This is a genomic window from Mesorhizobium sp. M0910 (assembly GCF_040319465.1).
Taxonomy (GTDB): Bacteria; Pseudomonadota; Alphaproteobacteria; order Rhizobiales; family Rhizobiaceae; genus Mesorhizobium.
Genome location: NZ_JAMYNZ010000006.1, coordinates 379,025 through 401,365, shown reverse-complemented (window position 1 = coordinate 401,365; position 22,341 = coordinate 379,025). Strand labels below are relative to the sequence as shown.

Here is a 22,341-nt window from a genome sequence, read left to right as displayed (position 1 = left end):
CTCTCCCGGAAACGGAAAAACGTGCCCAACGGAATTCTGCTCGCTCTCATCGCCTATGCAAGCTATTCGTGCAGCGACGCCGTTGTCAAAAGCCTGGGCGGGCAGTTCAACGTCTTCGAGATCGGCTTCTTCTCGACATTGTTTGCCGGCGGCTTTCTGCTCTTTGCCAGGCCGCCAGGCGAGCGCTGGCGCGATTTCTGGCACACGACCCGGCCCTGGGCGGTACAGGCCCGCGCCTGGGCCGGCATCGCGTCGGGCGTGCTCAGCGTCTATGCCTTCACCACCATCCCGCTGGCGGAAGTCTATGCGCTGATCTTCCTGGCGCCGCTATTCGTCACCATCCTGGCCACGCTGGTCCTCAAGGAGAAGGTCGGACCCTGGCGGTGGCTGGCGGTGGTCGCTGGCTTTGCCGGGGTTATGCTGGTTGTCAGGCCTGGTTTTCGCGAGCTGCATCTTGGCCATCTGGCGGCGTTCATCATCGCTTTCCTGGCCGCCGCCAATGTCATCCTGATGCGTTCGCTCGCCGCTCAGGAAAAGCGCACGACGATGCTCGGCGTGCTGATCGGCTACGGCCTGTTCTTCAACGGCGTCGGTGCGGCGGCCACCTCGTTCTCGCTGCCGGATGGCAGGCAATGGGCCTGGCTGGTGCTGGCCGGCGCCTTCACCGCCGGCGGCCAGCTGCTGCATCTGCTGGCGGTCAAATACGCACCGGCCAACCGTATCGCGCCGACGCATTATTCGCAGATCGTCTGGGCGGTGCTTCTAGGTGCGTTGTTCTTCAGGGAATATCCGGATTTTCTGTCGCTGGTCGGGCTCGCCGTGGTCGGCGGTTCCGGCCTGCTGACGATGGTGCGCGAGGAGGTGCGGCTCGGCACGGTGCGCTGGAACCCGTTTTCGCGGACCAGGCTTTGAATCGGCGCCGAGGTTGCGCCGCGACCGTCACCGCTGATATGCGATCGGCGCCAACTGGCTGCACAGCATTAGCACAATGACCACAAAACTCTTGCCGGACCTGCCGGTCTCCGCTGTCTTGCCGGCGCTCGATGAAGCGCTGAGCCATGGTAACAGCGCCGTGCTGGTGGCGCCGCCCGGCGCCGGCAAGACGACTTTGGTTCCACTGGCGCTGCTCGACGCTGAATGGCTAGGCGCCGGAAAAATCATTCTGCTCGAGCCGCGCCGCCTCGCCGCCCGCGCTGCCGCCCGCCGCATGGCCGAATTGCTTGGCCAAGAGCCCGGCGAAACCGTCGGCTATGCCATGCGCATGGAAAACCGCACGTCCGCGAAGACCAGGATTCTCGTCGTCACCGAAGGCGTGCTGTCCCGCATGATCCTCGACAATCCCGAGCTGCCCGGTGTCGCGGCGGTGTTGTTCGACGAGTTCCACGAACGCTCGCTCGACGGCGATTTCGGGCTGGCGCTGGCGCTCGACGTGCAAAGTGCGCTGAGGCCCGACCTCAGATTGCTTGTGATGTCGGCGACGCTCGATGGCGCGCGTGTCGCAAAATTGCTGTCCGGCGCGCCGGTGATCGAGAGCGCGGGCCGCGCCTTCCCGGTCGACATCCGCTATGACGAGCGGCCGGCCGGCATCGCCATCGAGGACGCGATGGCCAGGGCGATCCGCTCGGCGCTTGCCGGGGAGGTGGGCAGCGTGCTCGCTTTCCTGCCCGGCCAGCGCGAGATCGAGCGCACCGCGGAGCGGCTGGCCGGCAAGGTCGGCGCCGACACCGATATCGTGCCGCTCTACGGCATGCTCGACAACAAGACGCAGGACGCGGCGATCAAGCCTGCGCCGCCCGGCCGCCGCAAGGTGGTGCTGGCGACGTCGATCGCCGAAACCTCCATCACCATCGACGGCGTGCGCGTCGTCATCGATTCCGGCCTGTCGCGGCTGCCGCGCTATGAGCCGGCGAGCGGCCTGACGCGGCTGGAGACGGTGCGTGCTTCGCGCGCTTCCGCCGACCAGCGCGCCGGCCGTGCCGGGCGCACGCAGCCCGGCGTCGCCATCCGGTTGTGGCGGGCCGAGCAGACGGCGGCACTGCCGGCCTTCACGCCGCCGGAAATCCTCGAGGCCGATCTTTCCGGCCTGTTGCTCGATTGCGCCGCGTTCGGCGTCGCCGATCCGACCAGCCTGTCCTTCCTCGATCCCCCGCCGGCTGCGGCGCTCACCGAGGCGAGGGCGCTGCTGCGTGCGCTCGATGCGGTCGATGCGGCAGGACGCCTGACGGAAGCCGGTGCCGCGATGCGCAGGCTGGCGTTACCGGTGCGGCTCGCCCACATGGTTGCCGAGGCGGCAAGGACCGGACAGACGCTCGAGGCGGCGATGCTCGCCGTGCTATTGACCGAGCGTGGCCTTGGCGGCGAGGGTGCCGATCTCGAACGGCGGCTAATGCGCTTTCACGCCGAAAGATCGCCGCGTTCCACCGCTGCCCGGCAGTTGGCCGAGAGGTTGGCAAAGCAGGCTTCGTCGTCCCCCTCCAGGGGAGGGTCGGCGAACGAGCCAAGCGCAGCGAGACGAGGGAGACGGGGCGGGATCGCCGATGGCGTGCCCGAACCGACCCCGCCCCGATCCGCTACGCGGATCAACCCTCCCCTCAAGGGGGAGGGCAGCACCGCCGGCTCGCTCCTCATCCATGCCTGGCCGGATCGGGTAGCCAGGGCGCGCGGCGAGCGTGGCCGCTTCGTGCTTGCCAACGGCTCGGGCGCCATGCTCGACGCCTCCGATCCGCTGGCCGGCGAGACCTGGCTCGTCGTCGCCGACCTGCAGGGCAAGGCGCAGAACGCCCGCATCACCGCGGCGGCAGCCATCGATGAGACCGATATCCGTGCCGCGCTGGCGGAAAGGATCGAGACGCGCCGCGAGGTCAGCTTCGACCGCGACAGGCGCGCGGTGCGGGTGCGCGAAACGGTTCGCCTCGGGGCCATCACGTTGTCCGAACGCATGCTGCCGGCGCCGACCGGTGCCGACGCGGATCGCGCCATCCTCGACGCCTTGCGCGAACACGGCCTGTCCCTGTTGCCGTGGACCAGGGAGGCGGAGACGTTGCGGCAGCGGCTCGGATGGCTGCATCGCGGCCTCGGCGCGCCATGGCCCGATGTCTCCGATGCCGCGCTCGTCGAGCGCCTCGACGACTGGCTGCTGCCATTCCTTTCCGGTGCCACAGCCTTTACGGCGATTGATCCTAGCGTGCTTTCGCAAGGCCTGATGACGCTGGTGCCGCACGAATTGCAGCGCAAGATCGACACATTGGCGCCGACCCATTTCGACGCGCCGTCGGGCAGCCGGCTACCGATCCGCTATGACGGCGAATGGCCGGTGCTGGCGGCGCGCGTGCAGGAGCTGTTCGGCCTCGACCGGCATCCGGCGATCGCCAACGGCACTGTGCCGCTGACCCTCGAATTGCTGTCGCCGGCGCACCGGCCGATCCAGACGACGCGCGACCTGCCCGGCTTTTGGCGCGGCTCCTGGGCCGATGTGCGGGCAGACATGCGTGGCCGCTATCCCAGGCATGTCTGGCCGGAGAACCCGCTTCTCGCCGCCGCCACCAGCCGCGCGAAGCCGCGCGGTACCTGATGCTTCCCGGACCATGATCACAACCCGAAGGTCCGCGTCAGGGGAAAGTGGTCCCGGTTTTCGGAAAGACCTCCAGCGGTTTCCCCTCTATAATCCCGCCATGATAAACATTCTGCACGCGCCCGACTTCCAGCAAAGCCAGCGGCTGCGCCTCAACACGCTGATCAGGCTGCGTTGGCTTGCCATTGTCGGCCAGAGCCTGACCGTGCTTGTCGTCGCCTACGGGCTGAAATTTCCGCTGCCGGTCAGCATGTGTTTTGCGCTGATCGCTTGTTCGGCCTGGATGAACCTGTTGCTGACCTTCCGCTATCCGGCGGCGCATCGGCTTACCCCGTTCTCGGCCTTTGCCATCCTGACCTTCGACAGCCTGCAGCTTGCCGGCCTGCTCTACATGACCGGCGGCCTTACCAATCCGTTTTCGCTGCTGATGACCGTGCCCGTCGTCGTCTCGGCGACGTCGCTGCCGCTGCGATTGACGGCTCTGCTCGGTGCGCTGGTGATCGTGGCGGCGACGCTGCTGGTCTTCTACCACCTGCCGCTGCCCTGGCATGAGGGGGCGCCATTGGCGATGCCGTTCATCTATGTCGCCGGCATGTGGATGGCGGTGTTCTGCTCCATCGCCTTTACCGCGATCTATGCCTTCCGGGTGGCAGAGGAGGCGCGGCTGCTTGCCAACGCGCTTGCCGCCACGGAATTGGTGCTTCAGCGAGAACAGCATCTCTCGGCCCTCGACGGCCTCGCCGCGGCCGCCGCGCACGAACTCGGCACGCCGCTCGCCACCATCACGCTTGTCGCCAAGGAGATGGAGAAGGCGCTTGGCGAAGATCCGAAATACGGCGAGGACGTGAAGCTGCTGCGTTCGCAGAGCGAGCGCTGCCGCGAAATCCTGAAGCGCCTGACCAGCCTTTCCTCCGAGAGCGAAGTGCACCTCTCGCGCCTGCCGCTGACCTCGCTCGTCGAGGAAGTGACGGCACCGCACCGCGATTTCGGCATTTCGATCAAGCTTCGGCCGGGCGAGCGCATCGGCCCGGAACCGGTGGGCCGGCGCAATCCCGGCGTCATTTACGGGCTCGGCAATTTGGTCGAGAACGCTGTCGACTTCGCCCGCAAGAACGTCACCATACGCTGGAAATGGAACGAGGCCGCCGTCAGCTTCTCGATCATCGACGACGGGCCGGGCTTTCCGCCGGAGATCATCGACCGTATCGGCGAACCCTATATGTCGACCCGACAAGGCACCGAAGCCGGCGGCGGCCTCGGCCTCGGCCTATTCATCGCCAAGACCTTGCTCGAACGCTCCGGCGCGACGCTCGATTTCCGCAATTCGAGCGAGCCCGGCGAGGGCGCTATCGTGCAGATATCGTGGCCGCGCAGCGTCTTCCTTAATCCCGAGCAGGCTTCGGCCACCATGTTCGACACGGCCTAAATTGGACAATAGCGTTGCGAAACTATATTTGCGTAAAAATCAGGCAGCAGGATTTTCAGCACGATGAGTACTGACGAAACGATTGGCGCAATGGTCGAAGGCGAGGACACCTCGCTGCTGATCGTGGACGACGACAAGCCGTTCCTGACGCGGCTTGCCCGCGCCATGGAAACCAGGGGTTTCGTGGTCGAGACGGCGGAGAGCGTCGAGGAGGCGGTTGCCAAGGCGCGCGCCAATCCGCCGGCCTATGCGGTGGTCGACATGCGGCTGGCCGACGGCAACGGCCTCGACGTCGTCGCTGCCATTCGCGAGAAGCGCGACGATGCTCGCGCCATAATCCTTACAGGCTATGGCAACATCGCCACTGCGGTGACGGCGGTAAAGCTCGGCGCCATCGACTATCTATCGAAGCCGGCCGATGCCGACGACATCTTTGCAGCCCTGACCCGCACGGCGGGCGAACGTGCCGCGCCGCCGGAAAATCCAATGTCGGCTGATCGCGTGCGCTGGGAACACATCCAGCGCGTCTACGAAATGTGCGACCGCAATGTCTCGGAAACCGCACGCCGCCTGAACATGCATCGCCGCACGCTGCAACGCATCCTCGCCAAGCGCGCGCCGCGCTAAAAGGTTCTGACTGCAGGCTTGCCCGGCCAGCGCCGTTTGCGCATCATCGCTGGGCGGTGCGTCGGACCTTGCCGCTGATACGACGGAGGCGACATGCAGGACGAAAAGCGGCTGGTCTCCATGCTGCGCGAATTCCTCGACAGCGAGGCGGCCGGCGGCCTCATCCTGATGGCTGCGGCGGCCCTGGCCCTGATCGTCGCCAATTCGCCGCTGGCCGAAGCTTATTTCTCCGCCCTCCATGCCTATCTCGGACCGCTCAGCGTCTCGCACTGGATCAATGACGGCCTGATGGCGGTGTTCTTCCTGCTGGTTGGCCTCGAGATCAAGCGCGAGATGCTCGACGGCCAACTCTCGACCTGGCCGCGCCGCGTGCTGCCCGGCATCGCCGCCGCCGGTGGCATGGCGGTGCCAGCACTGGTCTACGTCGCCATCAACCGCAACAATCCAGCCGCTCTGTCCGGCTGGGCGATCCCGACCGCCACCGATATCGCCTTTGCGCTCGGCGTGCTATCGCTGCTCGGCAGCCGCGTGCCGGGCTCGTTGAAGATATTCCTTACCGCGCTCGCCATCATCGACGATCTCGGCGCCGTGCTCATCATCGCGGTGTTCTATACCAGCGGCCTGTCGCTCGCCTATCTCGGCGCCGCCTTCGCCGTCATCGCGCTGCTGGTGGTGCTCAACCGCATGCGGGTGCTGACGCTGCTGCCTTATATCGTGCTTGGTGTCGTGCTGTGGGTTTTGGTTTTGAAATCGGGCGTCCATGCGACGCTCGCCGGGGTCGCGCTGGCTCTCACCATACCGCTGAAGATCTCGTCGGGCAGCGGCCACGATCTCGACCATTCGCCGCTGCACCGGCTCGAACACGGCCTGCACAAAATCGTACCCTTTTTCGTCATCCCGATCTTCGGTTTTGCCAACGCCGGCGTTTCGCTCGGCGGTCTCAGCGCTGCCGCCCTGGTCGAGCCGCTGACGCTCGGCGTCGCCGCGGGTCTCGTCGCCGGCAAACTGGTCGGCGTGTTCGGGTCTTCCGCGCTTGCCATCCGGCTTGGCTTCGCTGATCTGCCGGTCAATACCGGCTGGCTGCACATGATCGGCATTTCGCTGCTCTGCGGCATAGGCTTCACCATGAGCCTGTTCATCGGCCTGCTCGCCTTCGCCAGCGACGTCGCTCTGCAGGACGCGGTCAAGGTCGGCATCCTCGCCGGCTCTTTCATCGCAGCGATCCTCGGCGCCGCTGTGCTGCTGGTTGCGCCGGCCGCGAGCGGGGCGGAGGAGGCGGAAGAATAATCGCGTGGCGCCTTCGGCCTGAGGCCACCGTCTCCCCGAGGGCGCTATCCGTGCGCAATCATGACGTGGCGGACTGCGGTATAGTCCTCCAGCGCATATAGCGACATGTCCTTGCCGTAGCCGGATTGTTTCAACCCGCCATGCGGCATCTCGTTGGTCAGCATGAAATGGGTGTTGATCCAGGTGCAGCCATATTGCAGGCGCGCGGCCGTCGCCATGGCGCGCGAAACATCCTTGGTCCACACCGACGACGCCAGGCCGTAGTCAGAATCATTGGCCCAGTTCACCGCTTCGTCGACTTCGGAAAAGCGGGTGACCGAGACCACCGGGCCGAACACTTCGCGGCGCACAATCTCGTCCTCCTGCAGCGCGCCGGCGACGACGGTCGGCTGGTAGAAGAAGCCGGAGCCCTCGCCCGGCATGCCGCCCGTAGTGATCTCGATGTGCTTGAGCTCCGAGGCGCGCTCGACGAAGCTCGAGACGCGGTCACGCTGGCGACGCGAAATCAGCGGGCCGATCTCGTTCTCGGTATCATCGGGGCGATCATACTTGATGGTCGAGACCGCAGCGGAGAGGTCCGCGACAAGTTTGTCATAGATCTTCTTGCCGGCATAGATGCGGCAGGCAGCGGTGCAATCCTGGCCGGCATTGTAATAGCCGAAGGCGCGCAGGCCGTTGACCACCGCACCGAGATCGGCGTCGTCGAAGACGATGACCGGCGCCTTGCCGCCGAGCTCGAGATGTGTGCGCTTGACCGATTTAGCGGCGGCCTGCAGCACCTTCTTGCCGGTGGCGACGTCGCCGGTGATCGAGATCATGTTGACCTTCGGATGGTTGATCAGCGTGTTGCCGACGCTGTCGCCGCGGCCGAGCACGACGTTGACGACGCCTTCCGGCAGGATCTCGACAAGGATTTTCGCCAGCTTCAGCGCGGTCAGCGGCGTCTGTTCCGACGGCTTGAAGACGACCGTGTTGCCGCCGGCAATCGCCGGCGCCAGCTTCCAGGCCATCATCATCAGCGGATAGTTCCACGGCGCAATCGACGCCACAACGCCGATGGCGTCGCGGCGGACCATCGAGGTGTGGCCGGGAATGTATTCGCCGGCGACCTGGCCAGGCATCGAGCGGACCGCGCCGGCAAAGAAACGGTAGCAGTCGACGATCGCCGGGATCTCGTCATTGAGCACGGCATTGATCGGCTTGCCGCAGTTCAGCGCCTCGAGCGCCGCGAAATCCTGTGCCGCGGCCTCGATGCGATCGGCGATCTTCAGGAGATAGCCGGCGCGCTGCGCCGGCGTGGTGCGCGACCAGGTGACGAAGGCTTTTTCGGCGGCAAGCACTGCCGCCTCGATCTGCGCCGGGCTGGCCTCGGGCAGATTGAGGATGGTCGCCCCGGTCTTCGGGTTGAGGATCGGTTCCTCGGTCTCGGTGCCTTTTTCGAATTTCGCGCCGATCAGCATCTGCGTGTCCATGGAAGTCTCTCCCTTATGAACGAGATCATTTGCCCGAACCGGCGATCTGGTCGCCGTCGCGGGTCAGGTAATAGGCAGCGAGGATGGGAAGCAGCGTCACCAGCACCACGACCATGGCCACGACATTGGTGACCGGACGCTGGCGCGGACGGATCAATTCCTCCAGCATCCAGATCGGCACCGTCTGCTGCTGGCCGGCGGTGAAGGTGGTGACGATGACCTCGTCGAAGGACAGCGCAAAGGCAAGCATGCCGCCGGCCAGCAGCGCGGTTGCGATGTTGGGCAGCACGACATGCCGAAAGGTCTGGAAACCATCGGCGCCGAGGTCCATCGACGCCTCGATCATTGAGCCGGACGTGCGGCGGAAACGGGCGACCGCATTGTTGTAGACGACGACCACGCAGAAGGTGGCGTGGCCGAGCACGATCGTCCAGAACGAGAACGGGATTTCGGCGAGCGCGAAGGCCGAGCGCAGCGCGATGCCGGTGATGATGCCGGGCAGTGCGATGGGCAGGATGACCAGCAGCGAGATGGTTTCGCGGCCGAAGAATTTTGTGCGCGACACGGCAGCGGCGCACAGCGTGCCGAGGACCAGCGCGATGGCGGTCGAGATCGCCGCGACCCGCACCGACAGCGATAGCGCCTGCCAGACGTCGGGGCGATTCCAGGTGACGGCGAACCATTGCGTGGTCAGGCCCGGCGGCGGCCAGACGAAGCTCTTCTCCTCGGTGGTGAAGGCATAGACGAAGATCAGCAGAATCGGCAAATGCAGGAAAAGCAGGCCGCCGGTGGCAGCGAGCTTCAGTCCGATCGGCGCGGATGGGCCACGGTCAGAGCGCATCGAAGGCCCCCATGCGCTTGGCGCCCCAGAGATAGAAGCCCATGATGACGATAGGCACCACGGTAAAGGCGGCGGCGAGCGGGATGTTTCCGGCGGTGCCTTGCTGCGAATAAACGGCCTGGCCGATGAACAGCCGCGAGGTGCCGATGATCTGTGGGATGATGTAGTCGCCGAGCGTCAGCGAGAAGGTGAAGATCGAGCCGGCGACGATGCCGGGCAGCGCCAGCGGGAACAGCACGTTGCGGAAGGTCTGCCCGGGCGAGGCACCGAGATCGGACGAAGCCTCGACCAAATTGCCCGGCACGCGCTCGAGTGCGGCCTGCACCGGCAGGATCATGAACGGCAGCCAGACATAGACGAAGACGATGAAGGTGCCGGTTGAGGAGACCGACAGCGAGTTGCCGCCGACGACCGGCAGCGACAGCCAGGCGTCGAGCAGCCACAGAAGATGCAATTTGGCCAGTAGCCACGTCAGGATGCCTTCCTTGGCGAGAATCAGCTTCCAGGCATAGATCTTGACCAGGTAGCTCGACCACAGCGGCAGCATGACGCCGAGATAAAACAGCGCCTTCCAACGGCCGCGCGCATAGCGCGCCGCGTAATAGGCGATGGGAGAGGCGATGACCGCCGCCGCCAGCGTCACCAGCGCCGCCATCGTCACCGTGCGCAGGATGATGTCGAGATTGGCGGCCTGCAGCAGGTCGCCATAAGTCTTCAGCGTGAACTGCCGGTTGATCAGGCCGGAGAACTCGTCGATCGAAAAGAAGCTCTGCAAAAGCAGTGCGAAGAGTGAGCCGATATAGACGATGCCGAGCCACAGGACCGGCGGCAGCAGCATGAGCAGAAGCAGGAATTGCGGCCGGCGCCAGAAGAGGTCGGAGAGCGCGCCACGCAGGCCGCCGCTTCCCGGCAGGATGGCGGGCGCCGTGGCCCGCGGCATGGCAGCGTCCAGGCTCATCCGAGATCGTCCATCAGATGTAACTGCTCGCGGTTGAAGGTGAGCGCCACCGCCTCGCCTTCCCGGGGCAAGGCAGCACCCGCCGGGACGATGGCATGCAGCCGCAAGCCCTCTGCATCGAGCGCCAGTCTAGTCGTGGCGCCGAGATAATTGGTCGAGACAAGGCGGGCGGCAACGCCTTCGCCGTTGGCCCGGCCAATACGGATGGATTCGGGCCGCAGGCTGCCCCAGCGATGCTGGCCGGCATAGCGCTGGACGAAATCCGGCGGCAGCACGTTGGACGAGCCGACGAAATCGGCGACGAAGCGGGTCTTGGGGCGCTGGTAGATGTCTTCCGGCGTGCCGATCTGCATGATCTTGCCATCGTTGAACACGGCGACGCGGTCGGCCATCGACAGCGCTTCGCCCTGGTCGTGGGTGACGAACACGAAGGTGATGCCAAGCGCCTTCTGCAGCGATTTCAACTCCTCCTGCATGTTTTCGCGAAGCTTGAGGTCGAGCGCGCCGAGCGGCTCGTCGAGCAGCAGCACCTTGGGCTGGTTGACCAGCGCACGGGCGAGCGCGACGCGCTGGCGCTGGCCGCCGGAAAGCTGGCCAGGGCGACGCGCGCCATAGCCGGGAAGCCGCACCAGCGCCAGCGCGTCTTCCGCCGCCTTTTGCCGTTCCGGTCTGCCGATGCCCTTGACCATCAGCCCATAGGCGACATTGTCGAGCACGTTGAGATGCGGGAACAGCGCATAATCCTGGAACACGGTGTTGACGTTGCGGCGATAGGGCGGCACGCCCTCGGCACGTTCGCCGAAGATCGAGATCGACCCCGCCGTCGGCTGCTCGAAACCGGCAATGAGGCGCAGGCACGTCGTCTTGCCCGAGCCGGAAGGCCCGAGCATGGCGAAGAACTCGCCCGGCACGATGTCGAGATCGATCGCGTCGACCGCACGCACGCTGCCGAAATGGCGGGAGACTTTTTGGAAGGAAACGGCGGAGGTCATGGGGCTGTCCTGATCTGTCAGGCTCATCAAATTTTCATGCGGTTGCGCCGCCCCTCATCCGCCTGCCGGCACCTTCTCCCCGTAGGGTGGACGGGGAGAAGGGAGACGCTCCAACGCTGGCGGCCCCCGTTCTTCACCGGGAGAGGGTAAGGGTGACGGGCAGCGCCGGGCTTCGTAGGTGAGGCGAACTCACCGCCCGCCGATGACGCCGATATAGTCCGACACCCAGCGGTAGTAGGGTACGCACTGGTCCTTCTGGGTGGCGCATTTCGAGACCGGCGTCTTCCAGAACTTGATCTTGTCGAAATTGTCGTAGCCGTTGGTCTTGCAGCCTTCTTCGCCGAGCAGTTCGTTGCCCTTGCAGGCGGCAGGCACCACTGGCAGCGAGCCGAACCAGGCGGAGACGTCGCCCTGCACTTTCGGCGACAGCGAATGCTCCATCCACATGTAGGCGCAGTTCGGGTGGGCAGCATCGGCCTCCATCATCGTGGTGTCGGCCCAGCCGGTAACGCCCTCCTCGGGGATGGTCGAGGCGACCGGCTTCTTGGCCGCGATCAGCGTGTTGACCTGGTAGGGCCAGGAGCCGGAGGCGACGACGCCTTCGTTCTGGAAATCGTCGACCTGGATGGCGGCGTCGTGCCAATAGCGTCCGACCAGCGTACGCTGGACCCGCAGAAGGTCGAGCGCGGCCTTGTACTGGTCTTCGGTCAGTTCGTACGGATCCTTGATGCCGAGCTCCGGCTTGTGGGCCATCAGGTAATTGGCGGCATCGGCGATGTGGATGGGCCCGTCATAGGCCTGGACGCGGCCCTTGTTCGACTTGCCGTCGGGAAGCTTCATTTCCTCGAAGACCACGTTCCAGCTCTTCGGCGCCTCCTTGAACACTTCGGTGTTGTACATCAGCACGTTCGGCCCCCACTGATAGGGGACGCCGTAATGGACTCCGCCGACGGTGAACCAGGGCGCATCCTTCAGCCGGTCGTCGACCGTCTTCCAGCTCGGTATGAGGTCGGTGTTGATCGGCTGGACGCGCTTGCCGGCGACAAGGCGCAGCGAAGCGTCGCCCGAGGCGGTGACGAGATCGAAGCCGCCCTCGTTCATCAGCGAGACCATCTCGTCGGAGGTGTTGGCGGTCTTGACGTTGACCTTGCAGCCGGTTTCCTTCTCGAACGAAGTGACCCAATCATAGCCCTTGTCGGTTTCGCCGCGCTCGATATAGCCCGGCCAGGCGACGATATTGACCTCGCCTTCGCCCTTGCCGAGCTCCTTGACCTGGGCGACGGCCTGGCCGGAGAAGCTCAGCGCGACCGTCAAAGCAGTGCATGATTTCAGCAATGAATTCATCGTCGATCTCCCATTTTTGCATGACCTCGAAACCGGTTTCGGTTTTCGGAAGAAGATCATGCGCCCGTTCAAAGACGTTGGATGCGCGGCTCTGAGGGGCCGTGCTCCGGCGGCAGCTTTGTTCCCTGACCGAAAAGTGCTGCGAAATTTCCGGTTTCGCAAATTCATTTATCAGAAACCCGATATCGATTTTTCCGATACGTCAGCGGCCAATCTTCTCGGGCCTTTGGCGCACCATGCGCTGCGACTGGGCAAGTCCGATGAAGTCGCGCGCCGCCTGCGGCAGACCGGAGCCGCGCCGCCAGACCATGCCGACCTGGACGACCGGCAACGACCCCGAAATATCGCGCGATTCGATGCGGTCGCCTTCCAGCGACCATGGCCGGTAGACGAGATCGGGCAGCAGCGCCACGCCGGCGCCGGTAGCGACGAGGCTGCGCACCGCTTCGACCGAGCGGGTGCGGAAGGCCACATGCGGCTTGGCGCCGATTGCCGTCAGCAGCTTTCCGGTATTCTCCTCGATCTCGTCGACGGTCAGCATGATCAGCGGTTCCGAGGCGATGTCGCCGATGCCGATGATGTCGGCACCGGCCAAGGGGTGGCCGAGCGGCAGCCACAGCCGGTAGGCCGAGACTTCGAGGATTTCGGACTGCAGCGCGGTGCGGTCGCGCAGGTTCGAGGTGACCATGACGGCAATGTCGAGCTTGCCGCCGATCAACAGATGCTCGAGATAGTCGCCATTGTCCTCGATCGCCGAGACCTCGACACCCGGATAGGCGCGGCGGTAGCGGGCAAGAAGATCGGAAAGCACATAGCCAGCGACCAACGAGGTGACGCCAAGTTGCAGCCGCCCGCTTGCCGCGATCCGTTCGCCGAAGAAGGCGCGGCGCGCATCGGAAACGTCGGCCAGGATCTTCCTCGCATGGCGCAGGAACTGGTGGCCTTTGTGGGTGATATTCAAGCCGCGCGGGTGGCGCTCGAACAGCTCGACGCCGAGATCGTGCTCCAGCTCCTTGATCGCTTCGGTGACCGAGGATTGCGAGATCGACAGGTTCTGGGCGGCGCCCGACACTGTGCCCTGCTCGGCCACGGCGATGAAGAACTGCAATTGGCGGATGGTGAAAGCCATGGCCGGACTAAACACGGCAGAGGCGGCGCTGGGAAGTGGGTGCTGGTGCCGATCTGCCGATAGAGCTCAGCCCTCGCTTCCGCCGTCCGCAATGCTGAGCCGCGCGCCGGCCTGGACGAGGGCGGCGGCGATGTCGTGCGGCGGCCGCCGGTCGGTGGCGAGTTCGGAAAAGCCGCCGAAGCCGCAGACCTGAACAAGGCCCTGGCGGCCGAACTTGCTGTGGTCGGTGACGACAAGCGAACGCTGACCGCGCGACAGCACCATGCGGGCGAATTCGGCCTCTTCCAGATCATAGTCCATGACGCCGGTGACAGCATCGACCGCACCGGTCGATATCACTGCATGGCTGACGGAAAAACGGCTGACGAATTCGATGGCCGAGACGCCGAAGGCAGCACCGGAATCGCTGCGCAGCTCGCCGCCGGCCATATAGACCTTGTTGCCGTTGACGGTGGCCAGTGTGCGGGCGATGTCGGAGGAGTTGGTGACGACCGTCAGCCGCCGGTGGCCGAGCAGTTCCCGGGCCAGGAATGAGGTGGTGGTGCCGGTGTCGAGCATGATCGATTCGCCGTCGCGGATGGTGGCGGCGACCATGCGGGCAATAGCTCGCTTGGCATCGGCGTTCTCGCGCATGCGCCGCTCGAACGGCGCTTCGCCGGCAATCGACGGCAGGCCGACGGCGCCGTGCATCTTGAGGATGGAACCGTCGCTGGTCAGTGGCTTGACGTCGCGGCGTACTGTCTCCAGCGAGACGCCCAGCCGATCAGCCAGGCTGGCAATGGTAACGGTGCCTTCCTCCTTGAGGAGGCGCAGGATTTCGCCATGCCGCTTCGAGTGGAGCATCAGTTCCATCCGGTCGGATTGTTGCACCATTGACCGATTCTACGGCATAAATGCCACTAACTCCAGGAAATTTAGCAAAATTCGGGCAAAAAACCAGAAAACACCACAATTTCGCGTTGACAACGCCTCCAGCGTGGCGCGACATTATCGCCGTGACAGGCTCGGAACGGAGGACGACGGCTGAGCCGCATGAAAAATCGCCTGCCCGAATGCCCGGGAGATCGTCGGGTGCAAGGGTACCGAAATTCAGGATCCGCGGGGGCGGATGCCGGCGTCGAAGAACCCGGCAAAAAGGGGCTCGTCGGTGCGGTGCGGGATACCGATCCCGAGATCTGCACCGACGAGATCTTCGCGTTGCCGCCATTCCTCCGTCCGATTGTCATCGCTGGCCAGCCGTGACATGCGTGGAAAATTGACCCGATGTTGGACGAGATCGTGACTGTCGAAGACCGCATCCGTGCGCTGCCTTGCTGGACCGGCGGCATCGATATCGCGCCGCTGCCGGGCGGGTTGAGCAATGCCAATTATCTGGTCAAGGACGCGGCCGGGCGGCACGTCGTGCGGATCGGCCAGGATTATCCGTTCCACCATGTCTTTCGCGAGCGCGAGATGATGACCGCGCGGGCAGCGCACGCGGCAGGCTTCGCTCCGGCCGTCCACTACACCGGACCCGGCGTCATGGTGACGGAGTATCTCGGCGCCAAGGCCTATGTCGCGCAGGACGTGCGCGCTGATCTCGGCCGCGTTGCCGCGTTGCTGCGCGGCTTCCACCGGGAGATGCCCAGTCACATCTCCGGCGCCGGCTTCATGTTCTGGGTGTTCCACGTCATTCGCGACTATGCGCGCACGCTGGAGGAAGGCCGCAGCCGCAAGCTGGACGAATTGCCACGCCTTTTGACCCTGGCGGACGAGCTCGAGCGCGCGCAAAAACTGCTGCCGATCGTCTTCGGTCACAACGATCTTCTGCCGGCCAACATAATCGACGACGGTCACAGGCTGTGGCTCATCGACTTCGAATATGCCGGCTTCAACACCGCGATGTTCGACCTTGCCGGTGCGGCTTCGAACGCCGGCATGAGCGACGAGGAATCCTTCGCCTTCCTGACCGCCTATTTCATGAAGGAGCCGGACCCGGCGATACGGCGCTCGCACGCCGCCATGCAATGCGCGTCGCTGCTGCGTGAGGCGATGTGGGGCATGGTTTCCGAGCTCTACCTCGATGCGCCCGGCGTCGACTACGCCGCCTACGCCGACGAAAACTTGGCGCGGCTCGAAGCCGCCCTGGAAAACTACAGGACAAAATACGGGACGCGGACGTGACCTTGCCCGCCCAGGCCGGGATCGTGGTCATCGGCGGTGGCATCATCGGCTGTTCGACGGCCTATCATCTGGCGCGCGACCACAAGGCCGAAATCGTGCTGCTCGAACAGGGCAAACTGACCTCGGGTTCGACCTGGCATGCTGCCGGGCTGGTCGGCCAGCTACGCTCGTCGGCGTCGATCACGCGCGTGCTCAAATATTCAGTCGATCTCTACAAGGGGCTAGAAGCCGAAACCGGCCTCGCCACCGGCTGGAAGATGACTGGCTGCCTGCGCCTCGCCACCAATGCCGACCGCTGGACCGAGTATGAGCGGCTGGCAACGACGGCTAAGAGCTTCGGCATGGACATGCATCTGCTGTCGCCGGCCGAGGTCAAGGAAATGTGGCCGCTGCTGGAAACCGGCGACCTCGTCGGCGCGTCCTGGCTGCCGACCGACGGTCAGGCAAGCCCTTCCGACATCACCCAGTCACTGGCCAAGGGCGCGCGCATGCATGGCGCAAAATTGTTCGAGGAGGTGCGGGTCACCGGCTTTGAAATGACCAACGGCCGGATCGTTAAGGTTAGGACGAACAGGGGCGATATCGCCTGCGACAAGGTGGTGAACTGCGCCGGGCAATGGGCGCGGCAGGTGGGTGCGCTGGCCGGCATCAACGTGCCGCTGCAGCCGGTGAAGCACCAGTACATCATCACCGAGAGGATCGTCGGCCTGGCGACCGACGCGCCGACAATTCGCGACCCCGATCGCCGCACCTATTTCAAGGAGGAGGTGGGCGGGTTGGTGATGGGCGGCTACGAGCCGAACCCGCAGGCGTGGACGACCGGCCTGCCCGGCGGCGATGTGCCGGACGATTGGGAGTTCCGGCTGTTCGACGATGATTACGATCATTTCGAGCAGCATATGAGCCAGGCCATCGAGCGCGTCCCGGCGCTTGCCAATGTCGGCGTCAAGCAGATGATCAACGGGCCGGAGAGCTTTACGCCGGACGGCAATTTCATCCTCGGCGTGGCGCCGGAATGCCCCAATATGTTCGTCGGCGCCGGCTTCAATGCCTTCGGCATCGCGTCCGGCGGCGGCGCCGGCTGGGCGCTGGCGCAATGGGTCGTCGACGGCGAGGCGCCGCTCGATTTGTGGGTGGTCGACATCCGCCGCTTCTCCGACCTGCACCGCGACCGGAAATGGGTCGGCGACCGCACGCTGGAAGCCTACGGCAAGCACTACACGATCGGCTTCCCGCATGAGGAATATGCCAGCGGACGGCCGCGCATCGTCTCACCTTTGTACGAGCGGCTGCAAAAACATCGCGCCGTGTTCGGCTCGAAACTTGGCTGGGAGCGGCCGAACTGGTTCGCGCCGGCAGGCATCGAGCCGAAGGACGTCTATTCGATGGGCCGGCAGAACTGGTTTTCACCCGTCGGCGACGAGCATCGCCATGTGCGCGAAAAGATCGGTATTTTCGACCAATCGTCGTTTGCCAAATACGAAATGACCGGAGCCGACGCGCTGAAGGCGCTGGACTGGATCTGCGCCAATGACGTCGCCAAGCCGGTCGGCCGGCTGACCTACACACAGCTCCTCAATACGCGCGGCGGCATCGAGGCCGATTTGACCGTGGCGAGGCTCGGTGAGGAAAAATTCTACATCGTCACCGGCACCGGGTTCCGCACGCACGATTTCTCCTGGATTGCCGATCATATCGGCAGGGAGTTCGACGTGACGCTGACCGACGTCACCGAGGATTTTGGCACGTTGTCGCTGATGGGGCCGCGCGCACGTGACGTGCTGTCGGCGGTGACCGATGCTGACGTCTCGAATGCCGCCTTTCCGTTCGGCCATGTTCGCGAGATCGCCATTGCCGGCCACGCCGTGCGGGCACTGCGCGTCACCTATGTTGGCGAACTGGGCTGGGAATTGCATGCGCCGATCGCGGCGACAGGCGAGGTTTTCGACGCGCTGATGGCGGCGGGCGCTACCCACGACATCCGCCCGGTCGGCTACCGGGCGCTGGAATCGCTGCGGCTGGAAAAAGGCTACCGCGCCTGGGGCGCCGACATCACGCCCAACGACACGCCGCAGGAGGCCGGCCTCGGCTGGGCGGTGAAGCTCAGGAAGAACACCGATTTCCTCGGCCGACGGGCGCTTGAAAAGCTCGGTGGCTCGACGCTCAGGAAACGCTTTGCCGGCTTCACTGTCGACGATCCCGACGTCGTGCTGCTCGGGCGCGAGACCATCCTGCGCAACGGCGAGGCGGTCGGTTACCTCACCAGCGGCGGCTATGGCTACACCATCGGCAGGAACATCGGCTACGGCTATGTGCGCAATGCCTATGGCGTCAGCGATGATTTCCTCACCTCCGGCGACTACGAGCTGGTTGTGGCAATGGAACGGACGCCGGCGAAGATTCACCTCGAGCCGCTTTACGATCCGGCAGGAGTAAAGGTGAAGGCGTAGAGCGTTCCGATTTCAGCCTCAGTTCACGATGAGCACCAGCCCCCGGCTAGGCACCGTATCGGCCTCGCCTGGCATCGAGACATAGGGCGGCGTCTCCTCGGCGCGGGTGACGATGCCTTGCGCCTCGAGCTCGGCGATCCGCGCGGCAAAGCCCGTGTCCCACAGCGTGTTCTTCACCGTCAGTACGATCACTCCGCCCGGCCGGCAGATGCGGATCAGCTCGTCCAGCCCCTCGGCTCCGACATGGCCCGACGTGAAGACGCCGGCTGAGATGATCCCGGCATAGGCATCGTCCACGAAGGGCAGCGGCCCGCCAAGCGCCAGGCAGTGCAGCGCCGAATAGATACCTTTGCGCGCCGCTTGCGCCAGCATTCCTTCCGAGATGTCGAGCGCCTCGACCTGCGGATAACCGGTGATGGCGAGCCACTCGCCGATGAGCCCGGTGCCGGCGCCGGCATCGAGGAGAGGTGCGGCGCCGCGCGGCAGATGGCGGGCCAGCAAGGCAAGGCAGATGGTGGGATGGCGATAGCCGGCCGCCGACATGTCGGCGTCGTAAGTGCCGGCCCAGCTGTCGTAGAGCGCGGCTACGTCTTCCGGCCGCTTCGCCGCATAGGCTGCGGCGAGTGCGCTCTGCTGTTTGCTGTCCGTCATTGCTGTTTCGTCGCCCGGTATTGATCCGCTACGCGATGATAGCCAAACGGTGAAAACTGTGGAACCGTCGTCGCGACAATAAAGATGGGAAAAGGAGCGAAAGCCATGGCGGATGACCAGGCACGCGCCGCGCTTGCGGCAATTCCGATGCTGGCCGGCTATGACGGCCCGCTGGAACGGCTCGGCGGCCTGACCAACCTCGTCTTCAGAGGTAAGGATTTCTGCCTGCGTATCCCCGGCAAGGATACCGAGGAATACATCAACCGCGCCAACGAGGCAGTGGCGGCCCGGGAAGCGGCGAAGGCCGGCGTCAGCCCGGAAGTGCTGCATGTCGATGCCGAGACCGGCGTGCTGGTGACCCGCTTCATCGCCGGCGCCGAGACGATGTCGCCGGAAAAATTCAAGACCCGACCGGGCAGCCCGGCACGCGCCGGCAAGGCCTTTCGCAAGCTGCACACATCCGGCGCGGTGTTCCCCTTCCGCTTCGAGCTGTTCGCGATGATCGACGATTATCTGAAAGTGCTGTCAACCAAGGACGTCGCCCTGCCTGCCGGCTACCACGATGTGGTCCGCGAGGCGGAGGCAGTGCGCTCAGCACTTGCAGCTCAACCTCTGCCGATCGTCGCCTGCCACTGCGACCCGCTCTGCGAAAACTTTCTCGATACGGGCGACAGGATGTGGATCGTCGACTGGGAATATTCCGGCATGAACGATCCGCTCTGGGATCTCGGCGACCTCAGCGTCGAAGGGCAATTCGACGCCGCGCAGGACGAGGAAATGATGCTGGCCTATTTCGGCGGCGAGCCGAGACCGGCGGAGCGCGCCCGCATCGTCATCTACAAGGCGATGTGCGACCTTTTGTGGACGCTGTGGGGACTGATCCAGCTTGCCAACAAAAATCCGGCCGACGACTTTCGCGCCTATGCAGACGGCCGGTTTGCGCGCTGCAAGGCACTGATGGAGATGCCGGAATTTTCGCGGCATCTCGCAGCGGTGCGCCGGGGTTAATTCACACCCTTCGGCACGTTCTCGGGCGGCACCACGGTTTCGACCACCTTCTGGCGATGGAAAATGAACAGGCCGGCCAGCACGACGATGGCCGAGCCGATCAGGATGCGCGGCCCAGGCACATCGCCGAAGAAGGCGAGGCCGAAGACCACTGCCCACAACAGCAGGCTGTAATGCAGCGGCGCCAAGGTCGAGGCCGGCGCCAGCTTCAACGCCCTGGTGATCATCAGATGCGCACCGCAGGAGACGATGCCGAGAAGCAGCATGGCGCCGAAGTCGAGCGAGGACGGCGTCCTCCAGCTGCCGAGGGTCAGCGCAGCGCCGACCAGCAGCGTGCCGATGGTTTGCCAGGTGACCAGCGAAGTGTCGCTGGTGCCGCGGAGCCGCCGATTGAGGATGATGGCGAAGGCAAAGGAAATGCTGCCGGCGAGCGCGAACATCGAGGACAGCGAGAACGCGGCCGACGACGGCTTCAGCATGATCAGCACACCGCAGAAACCGAGCAGGATAGCCGCCCAGCGGCGCCAGCCGACCCTTTCGCCGAGCAAAAAGTGCGACAGCGCCGCGACGTAGATCGGCCCGGCCATGTAGAAGCTCATCACATCGGCGAGCGGCAGATAGACGACCGCCGCGTAGAACAGCGCCGTGTCAAGCGTCGTCATCACCACGCGCAGCAGCTGCAGCTCCGGCCGCTCCATGAGAAACAGCTTGGCCGCACCCTGATGGGCAATCATCGGCCCAAGTATGAAAAACGCGCCGATCGAGCGGATCAGCACGACCTGGCCGACGGAAAAACTGGCAACCAGCCACTTGCCCATCGCATCGTTCAGCGCAAACAGGAAATCGCCGGCGAGCATCAGCAGGATGCCGGCCAGCAGCACGTTCCTGATCGTCGAATTATGGGCTGCGGGCTGCGCCATTCCGTTACCGGTTCCTCGCCGTGGGGTACGGTGACCCGCGTCGTAGTCGCAAGCTGCGGCCGTGACGAGGCGAAAATCGAGAATTCGGTAAGACCAGCGCCGGAAATCGGCTGGACTAATGCATGTCGCGCAAAAGTGTGCAGCGGTTTTGCGACAACGACATGCATCAAAACAGGAACTTAAGCGCGTCGCATGAGGCCGGTCGAGCGCGACGCGCTTTAAGCGTGGCGCCGGTTCACCGTGCCCGGCCTTCCGGCGATCGAAAGCCGCGTGTCCTGCCGGCTGCGCTCGGCCACCACCTTGCCCCTGGCAATGACGCAGAGACGCTCTGGGCGCAGCCGCAGCGCCTCGACCGGGTTGCCGGCATCGAGAACGACCAGGCTGGCGCGCTTGCCGACCGCCAGGCCAAGGTGGTCGAGGCCCATGATGGCGGCATTGACGTTGGTGACCATGTCGAAGCAGCGCGCCATCTCTGCCGGGCTCGACATCTGGGCGACATGCAGGCCCATGAAGGCGACGTCGAGCATGTCTGCGGTGCCCAGCGAATACCAGGGGTCGAGCACGCAATCCTGGCCCCAGCCGACGCGGATGCCGTGCGCCAGCATCTCCTTGACCCGCGTCAGCCCGCGGCGCTTGGGAAAGGTGTCGTGGCGGCCCTGCAGCATGATGTTGATCAGCGGATTGGGGATCGCCGAAACGCCGGCCTCGGCAATCAGCGGCAACAGTTTCGAGACGTAGTAATTATCCATCGAATGCATCGATGTTAGGTGCGAGCCGGCCACTCTGCCCTGCAATCCAAGCCGCTGCGTCTCATAGGCAAGCTGCTCGATGTGGCGCGACAGCGGATCGTCGGTCTCGTCGCAATGCAGGTCGACCATCAGGCCGCGCTCGGCCGCGATCTCGCAGAGCTCGGTGACGGAGCGCGTGCCGTCGGCCATGGTGCGCTCGAAATGCGGAATGCCGCCGACGACATCGACGCCTATGTCGAGCGCCCGGATGGTGTTGCTGCGCGCCGTCGGCGAGCGATAGAAGCCGTCCTGCGGGAAGGCGACCAATTGCAGGTCGATATACGGCGCAACGGTCTTCTTCACGTCGAGCAGCGCTTCGACCGCCAGCAGGCGGTCGTCGCAAACATCGACATGGGTTCGGATCGCGAGCAGGCCCATCGACACCGCCCAGTCGCAATAGGCAAGCGCACGGTCGCGCACCGCCTCGTGGGTCAGAAGCGGCTTCAGCTCGCCCCAAAGCGAGATGCCTTCGAGCAGCGTGCCCGAGACATTGATGCGGGGAATGCCGAGCGAAAGCGTGGCATCCATATGGAAATGCGGATCGACGAAGGGCGGCGAGACCAGATTGCCACGGGCATCGATCGCCGTGCCGGCGCTGACGTTCAGCTCGGGCTCTATCGCTGCGATCGTTTCGCCGACGATGCCGATATCGGCGATCCTGCCGTCGGGCAGCGTGCCGCCGCGCACCACAAGGTCGAAATCCATCTATCGTTA

At 64.7% G+C, this 22,341-nt stretch carries 19 protein-coding genes; 9 read left to right on the top strand and 10 right to left on the bottom strand.

Annotation, left to right across the window (positions count from 1 at the left end):
* The first annotated feature begins 21 nt into the window (after positions 1 to 21).
* The 5 genes from NKH78_RS17920 to nhaA all read left to right on the top strand — a co-directional run bounded on the left by NKH78_RS17920 (position 22) and on the right by nhaA (position 6,911).
* Complete coding sequence (locus NKH78_RS17920; RefSeq protein ID WP_352738644.1) at positions 22 to 912, top strand: DMT family transporter; 891 nt, start codon at positions 22 to 24, stop codon at positions 910 to 912.
* A 76-nt stretch (positions 913 to 988) separates the two neighbouring features.
* Complete coding sequence (hrpB, locus tag NKH78_RS17915) at positions 989 to 3,571, top strand: ATP-dependent helicase HrpB (RefSeq protein ID WP_352738646.1); 2,583 nt, start codon at positions 989 to 991, stop codon at positions 3,569 to 3,571.
* Between the two features lie 100 nt (positions 3,572 to 3,671).
* On the top strand, positions 3,672 to 4,997 hold the full coding sequence (locus NKH78_RS17910) for an ActS/PrrB/RegB family redox-sensitive histidine kinase (RefSeq protein ID WP_352479855.1): 1,326 nt from the start codon (positions 3,672 to 3,674) through the stop codon (positions 4,995 to 4,997).
* A 63-nt stretch (positions 4,998 to 5,060) separates the two neighbouring features.
* The gene (locus NKH78_RS17905) at positions 5,061 to 5,624 is read left to right on the top strand and encodes an ActR/PrrA/RegA family redox response regulator transcription factor (RefSeq protein WP_023676342.1); all 564 of its coding nucleotides are present in this window, start codon (positions 5,061 to 5,063) and stop codon (positions 5,622 to 5,624) included.
* 93 nt (positions 5,625 to 5,717) lie between these two features.
* A complete protein-coding gene (nhaA, locus tag NKH78_RS17900) occupies positions 5,718 to 6,911 on the top strand; it encodes a Na+/H+ antiporter NhaA (RefSeq protein WP_352738648.1) in 1,194 nt (397 codons plus the stop codon).
* Positions 6,912 to 6,955: 44 nt separating this feature from the next.
* Here the strand turns inward: nhaA and NKH78_RS17895 are convergent, their stop codons facing one another.
* The 7 genes from NKH78_RS17895 to NKH78_RS17865 form a co-directional block, all read right to left on the bottom strand.
* Positions 6,956 to 8,383, bottom strand: a complete 1,428-nt coding sequence (locus tag NKH78_RS17895) for a gamma-aminobutyraldehyde dehydrogenase (RefSeq protein WP_352738651.1) — start codon at positions 8,381 to 8,383, stop codon at positions 6,956 to 6,958.
* 25 nt (positions 8,384 to 8,408) lie between these two features.
* Positions 8,409 to 9,224 (bottom strand): ABC transporter permease, encoded by an 816-nt coding sequence (locus NKH78_RS17890; protein ID WP_352479858.1) that lies wholly within the window; start codon positions 9,222 to 9,224, stop codon positions 8,409 to 8,411.
* The gene (locus NKH78_RS17885; protein ID WP_352738687.1) at positions 9,214 to 10,164 is read right to left on the bottom strand and encodes an ABC transporter permease; all 951 of its coding nucleotides are present in this window, start codon (positions 10,162 to 10,164) and stop codon (positions 9,214 to 9,216) included. Before NKH78_RS17885 ends, NKH78_RS17890 begins: the two co-directional genes overlap by 11 nt.
* A 14-nt stretch (positions 10,165 to 10,178) precedes the next feature.
* Positions 10,179 to 11,174, bottom strand: coding sequence for an ABC transporter ATP-binding protein (locus NKH78_RS17880; protein ID WP_352738653.1), 996 nt, complete (start codon positions 11,172 to 11,174; stop codon positions 10,179 to 10,181).
* 189 nt (positions 11,175 to 11,363) lie between these two features.
* Complete coding sequence (locus NKH78_RS17875; protein WP_352738655.1) at positions 11,364 to 12,518, bottom strand: ABC transporter substrate-binding protein; 1,155 nt, start codon at positions 12,516 to 12,518, stop codon at positions 11,364 to 11,366.
* A 202-nt stretch (positions 12,519 to 12,720) separates the two neighbouring features.
* Positions 12,721 to 13,647: a LysR family transcriptional regulator gene (locus NKH78_RS17870; RefSeq protein ID WP_254816127.1), complete on the bottom strand. Its 927-nt coding sequence runs from the start codon at positions 13,645 to 13,647 to the stop codon at positions 12,721 to 12,723.
* A 66-nt stretch (positions 13,648 to 13,713) separates the two neighbouring features.
* Positions 13,714 to 14,490, bottom strand: a complete 777-nt coding sequence (locus NKH78_RS17865; RefSeq protein WP_352479861.1) for a DeoR/GlpR family DNA-binding transcription regulator — start codon at positions 14,488 to 14,490, stop codon at positions 13,714 to 13,716.
* 189 nt (positions 14,491 to 14,679) lie between these two features.
* On the opposite strand from NKH78_RS17865, the gene NKH78_RS17860 reads away from it, so the two are divergent.
* Genes NKH78_RS17860 through NKH78_RS17850 form a run of 3 tightly spaced genes read left to right on the top strand, consistent with a single transcriptional unit; the run spans position 14,680 to position 18,260 of the window.
* Complete coding sequence (locus NKH78_RS17860) at positions 14,680 to 14,889, top strand: hypothetical protein (RefSeq protein ID WP_352738658.1); 210 nt, start codon at positions 14,680 to 14,682, stop codon at positions 14,887 to 14,889.
* Between the two features lie 36 nt (positions 14,890 to 14,925).
* Positions 14,926 to 15,810, top strand: a complete 885-nt coding sequence (locus NKH78_RS17855; RefSeq protein WP_352479885.1) for a phosphotransferase — start codon at positions 14,926 to 14,928, stop codon at positions 15,808 to 15,810.
* Entirely contained in the window at positions 15,807 to 18,260 is a 2,454-nt protein-coding gene (locus tag NKH78_RS17850) for a GcvT family protein (RefSeq protein ID WP_352738659.1), read from the top strand. The genes NKH78_RS17855 and NKH78_RS17850 overlap by 4 nt, the downstream gene beginning before the upstream one ends.
* 18 nt (positions 18,261 to 18,278) lie before the next feature.
* Here the strand turns inward: NKH78_RS17850 and NKH78_RS17845 are convergent, their stop codons facing one another.
* The gene (locus NKH78_RS17845) at positions 18,279 to 18,911 is read right to left on the bottom strand and encodes a class I SAM-dependent DNA methyltransferase (RefSeq protein ID WP_352506950.1); all 633 of its coding nucleotides are present in this window, start codon (positions 18,909 to 18,911) and stop codon (positions 18,279 to 18,281) included.
* Between the two features lie 105 nt (positions 18,912 to 19,016).
* Between NKH78_RS17845 and NKH78_RS17840 the strand changes: the two genes are divergently transcribed.
* Positions 19,017 to 19,919, top strand: coding sequence for a phosphotransferase (locus NKH78_RS17840; protein ID WP_352506949.1), 903 nt, complete (start codon positions 19,017 to 19,019; stop codon positions 19,917 to 19,919).
* Here NKH78_RS17840 and NKH78_RS17835 read toward each other — a convergent pair.
* The gene (locus NKH78_RS17835) at positions 19,916 to 20,839 is read right to left on the bottom strand and encodes a DMT family transporter (protein WP_352506948.1); all 924 of its coding nucleotides are present in this window, start codon (positions 20,837 to 20,839) and stop codon (positions 19,916 to 19,918) included. The two genes, NKH78_RS17840 and NKH78_RS17835, sit on opposite strands and share 4 nt — an antisense overlap.
* Positions 20,840 to 21,057: 218 nt before the next feature.
* Positions 21,058 to 22,332: an amidohydrolase family protein gene (locus tag NKH78_RS17830; protein ID WP_352506947.1), complete on the bottom strand. Its 1,275-nt coding sequence runs from the start codon at positions 22,330 to 22,332 to the stop codon at positions 21,058 to 21,060.
* Positions 22,333 to 22,341 lie beyond the last annotated feature (9 nt).

Bases quoted from the DNA above. Each gene is read 5' to 3' on its own strand.
- NKH78_RS17890 (WP_352479858.1), bottom strand. From the start codon at position 9,224: ATGCGCTCTGACCGTGGCCCATCCGCGCCGATCGGACTGAAGCTCGCT.
- hrpB (WP_352738646.1), top strand. From the start codon at position 989: ATGACCACAAAACTCTTGCCGGACCTGCCGGTCTCCGCTGTCTTGCCG.
- NKH78_RS17875 (WP_352738655.1), bottom strand. From the start codon at position 12,518: ATGAATTCATTGCTGAAATCATGCACTGCTTTGACGGTCGCGCTGAGC.
- NKH78_RS17885 (WP_352738687.1), bottom strand. From the start codon at position 10,164: ATGCCGCGGGCCACGGCGCCCGCCATCCTGCCGGGAAGCGGCGGCCTG.
- NKH78_RS17840 (WP_352506949.1), top strand. From the start codon at position 19,017: ATGGCGGATGACCAGGCACGCGCCGCGCTTGCGGCAATTCCGATGCTG.
- NKH78_RS17870 (WP_254816127.1), bottom strand. From the start codon at position 13,647: ATGGCTTTCACCATCCGCCAATTGCAGTTCTTCATCGCCGTGGCCGAG.
- NKH78_RS17865 (WP_352479861.1), bottom strand. From the start codon at position 14,490: ATGCTCCACTCGAAGCGGCATGGCGAAATCCTGCGCCTCCTCAAGGAG.
- NKH78_RS17835 (WP_352506948.1), bottom strand. From the start codon at position 20,839: ATGGCGCAGCCCGCAGCCCATAATTCGACGATCAGGAACGTGCTGCTG.
- NKH78_RS17895 (WP_352738651.1), bottom strand. From the start codon at position 8,383: ATGGACACGCAGATGCTGATCGGCGCGAAATTCGAAAAAGGCACCGAG.
- NKH78_RS17830 (WP_352506947.1), bottom strand. From the start codon at position 22,332: ATGGATTTCGACCTTGTGGTGCGCGGCGGCACGCTGCCCGACGGCAGG.
- NKH78_RS17910 (WP_352479855.1), top strand. From the start codon at position 3,672: ATGATAAACATTCTGCACGCGCCCGACTTCCAGCAAAGCCAGCGGCTG.
- NKH78_RS17905 (WP_023676342.1), top strand. From the start codon at position 5,061: ATGAGTACTGACGAAACGATTGGCGCAATGGTCGAAGGCGAGGACACC.
- nhaA (WP_352738648.1), top strand. From the start codon at position 5,718: ATGCAGGACGAAAAGCGGCTGGTCTCCATGCTGCGCGAATTCCTCGAC.
- NKH78_RS17860 (WP_352738658.1), top strand. From the start codon at position 14,680: ATGAAAAATCGCCTGCCCGAATGCCCGGGAGATCGTCGGGTGCAAGGG.
- NKH78_RS17880 (WP_352738653.1), bottom strand. From the start codon at position 11,174: ATGACCTCCGCCGTTTCCTTCCAAAAAGTCTCCCGCCATTTCGGCAGC.
- NKH78_RS17845 (WP_352506950.1), bottom strand. From the start codon at position 18,911: ATGACGGACAGCAAACAGCAGAGCGCACTCGCCGCAGCCTATGCGGCG.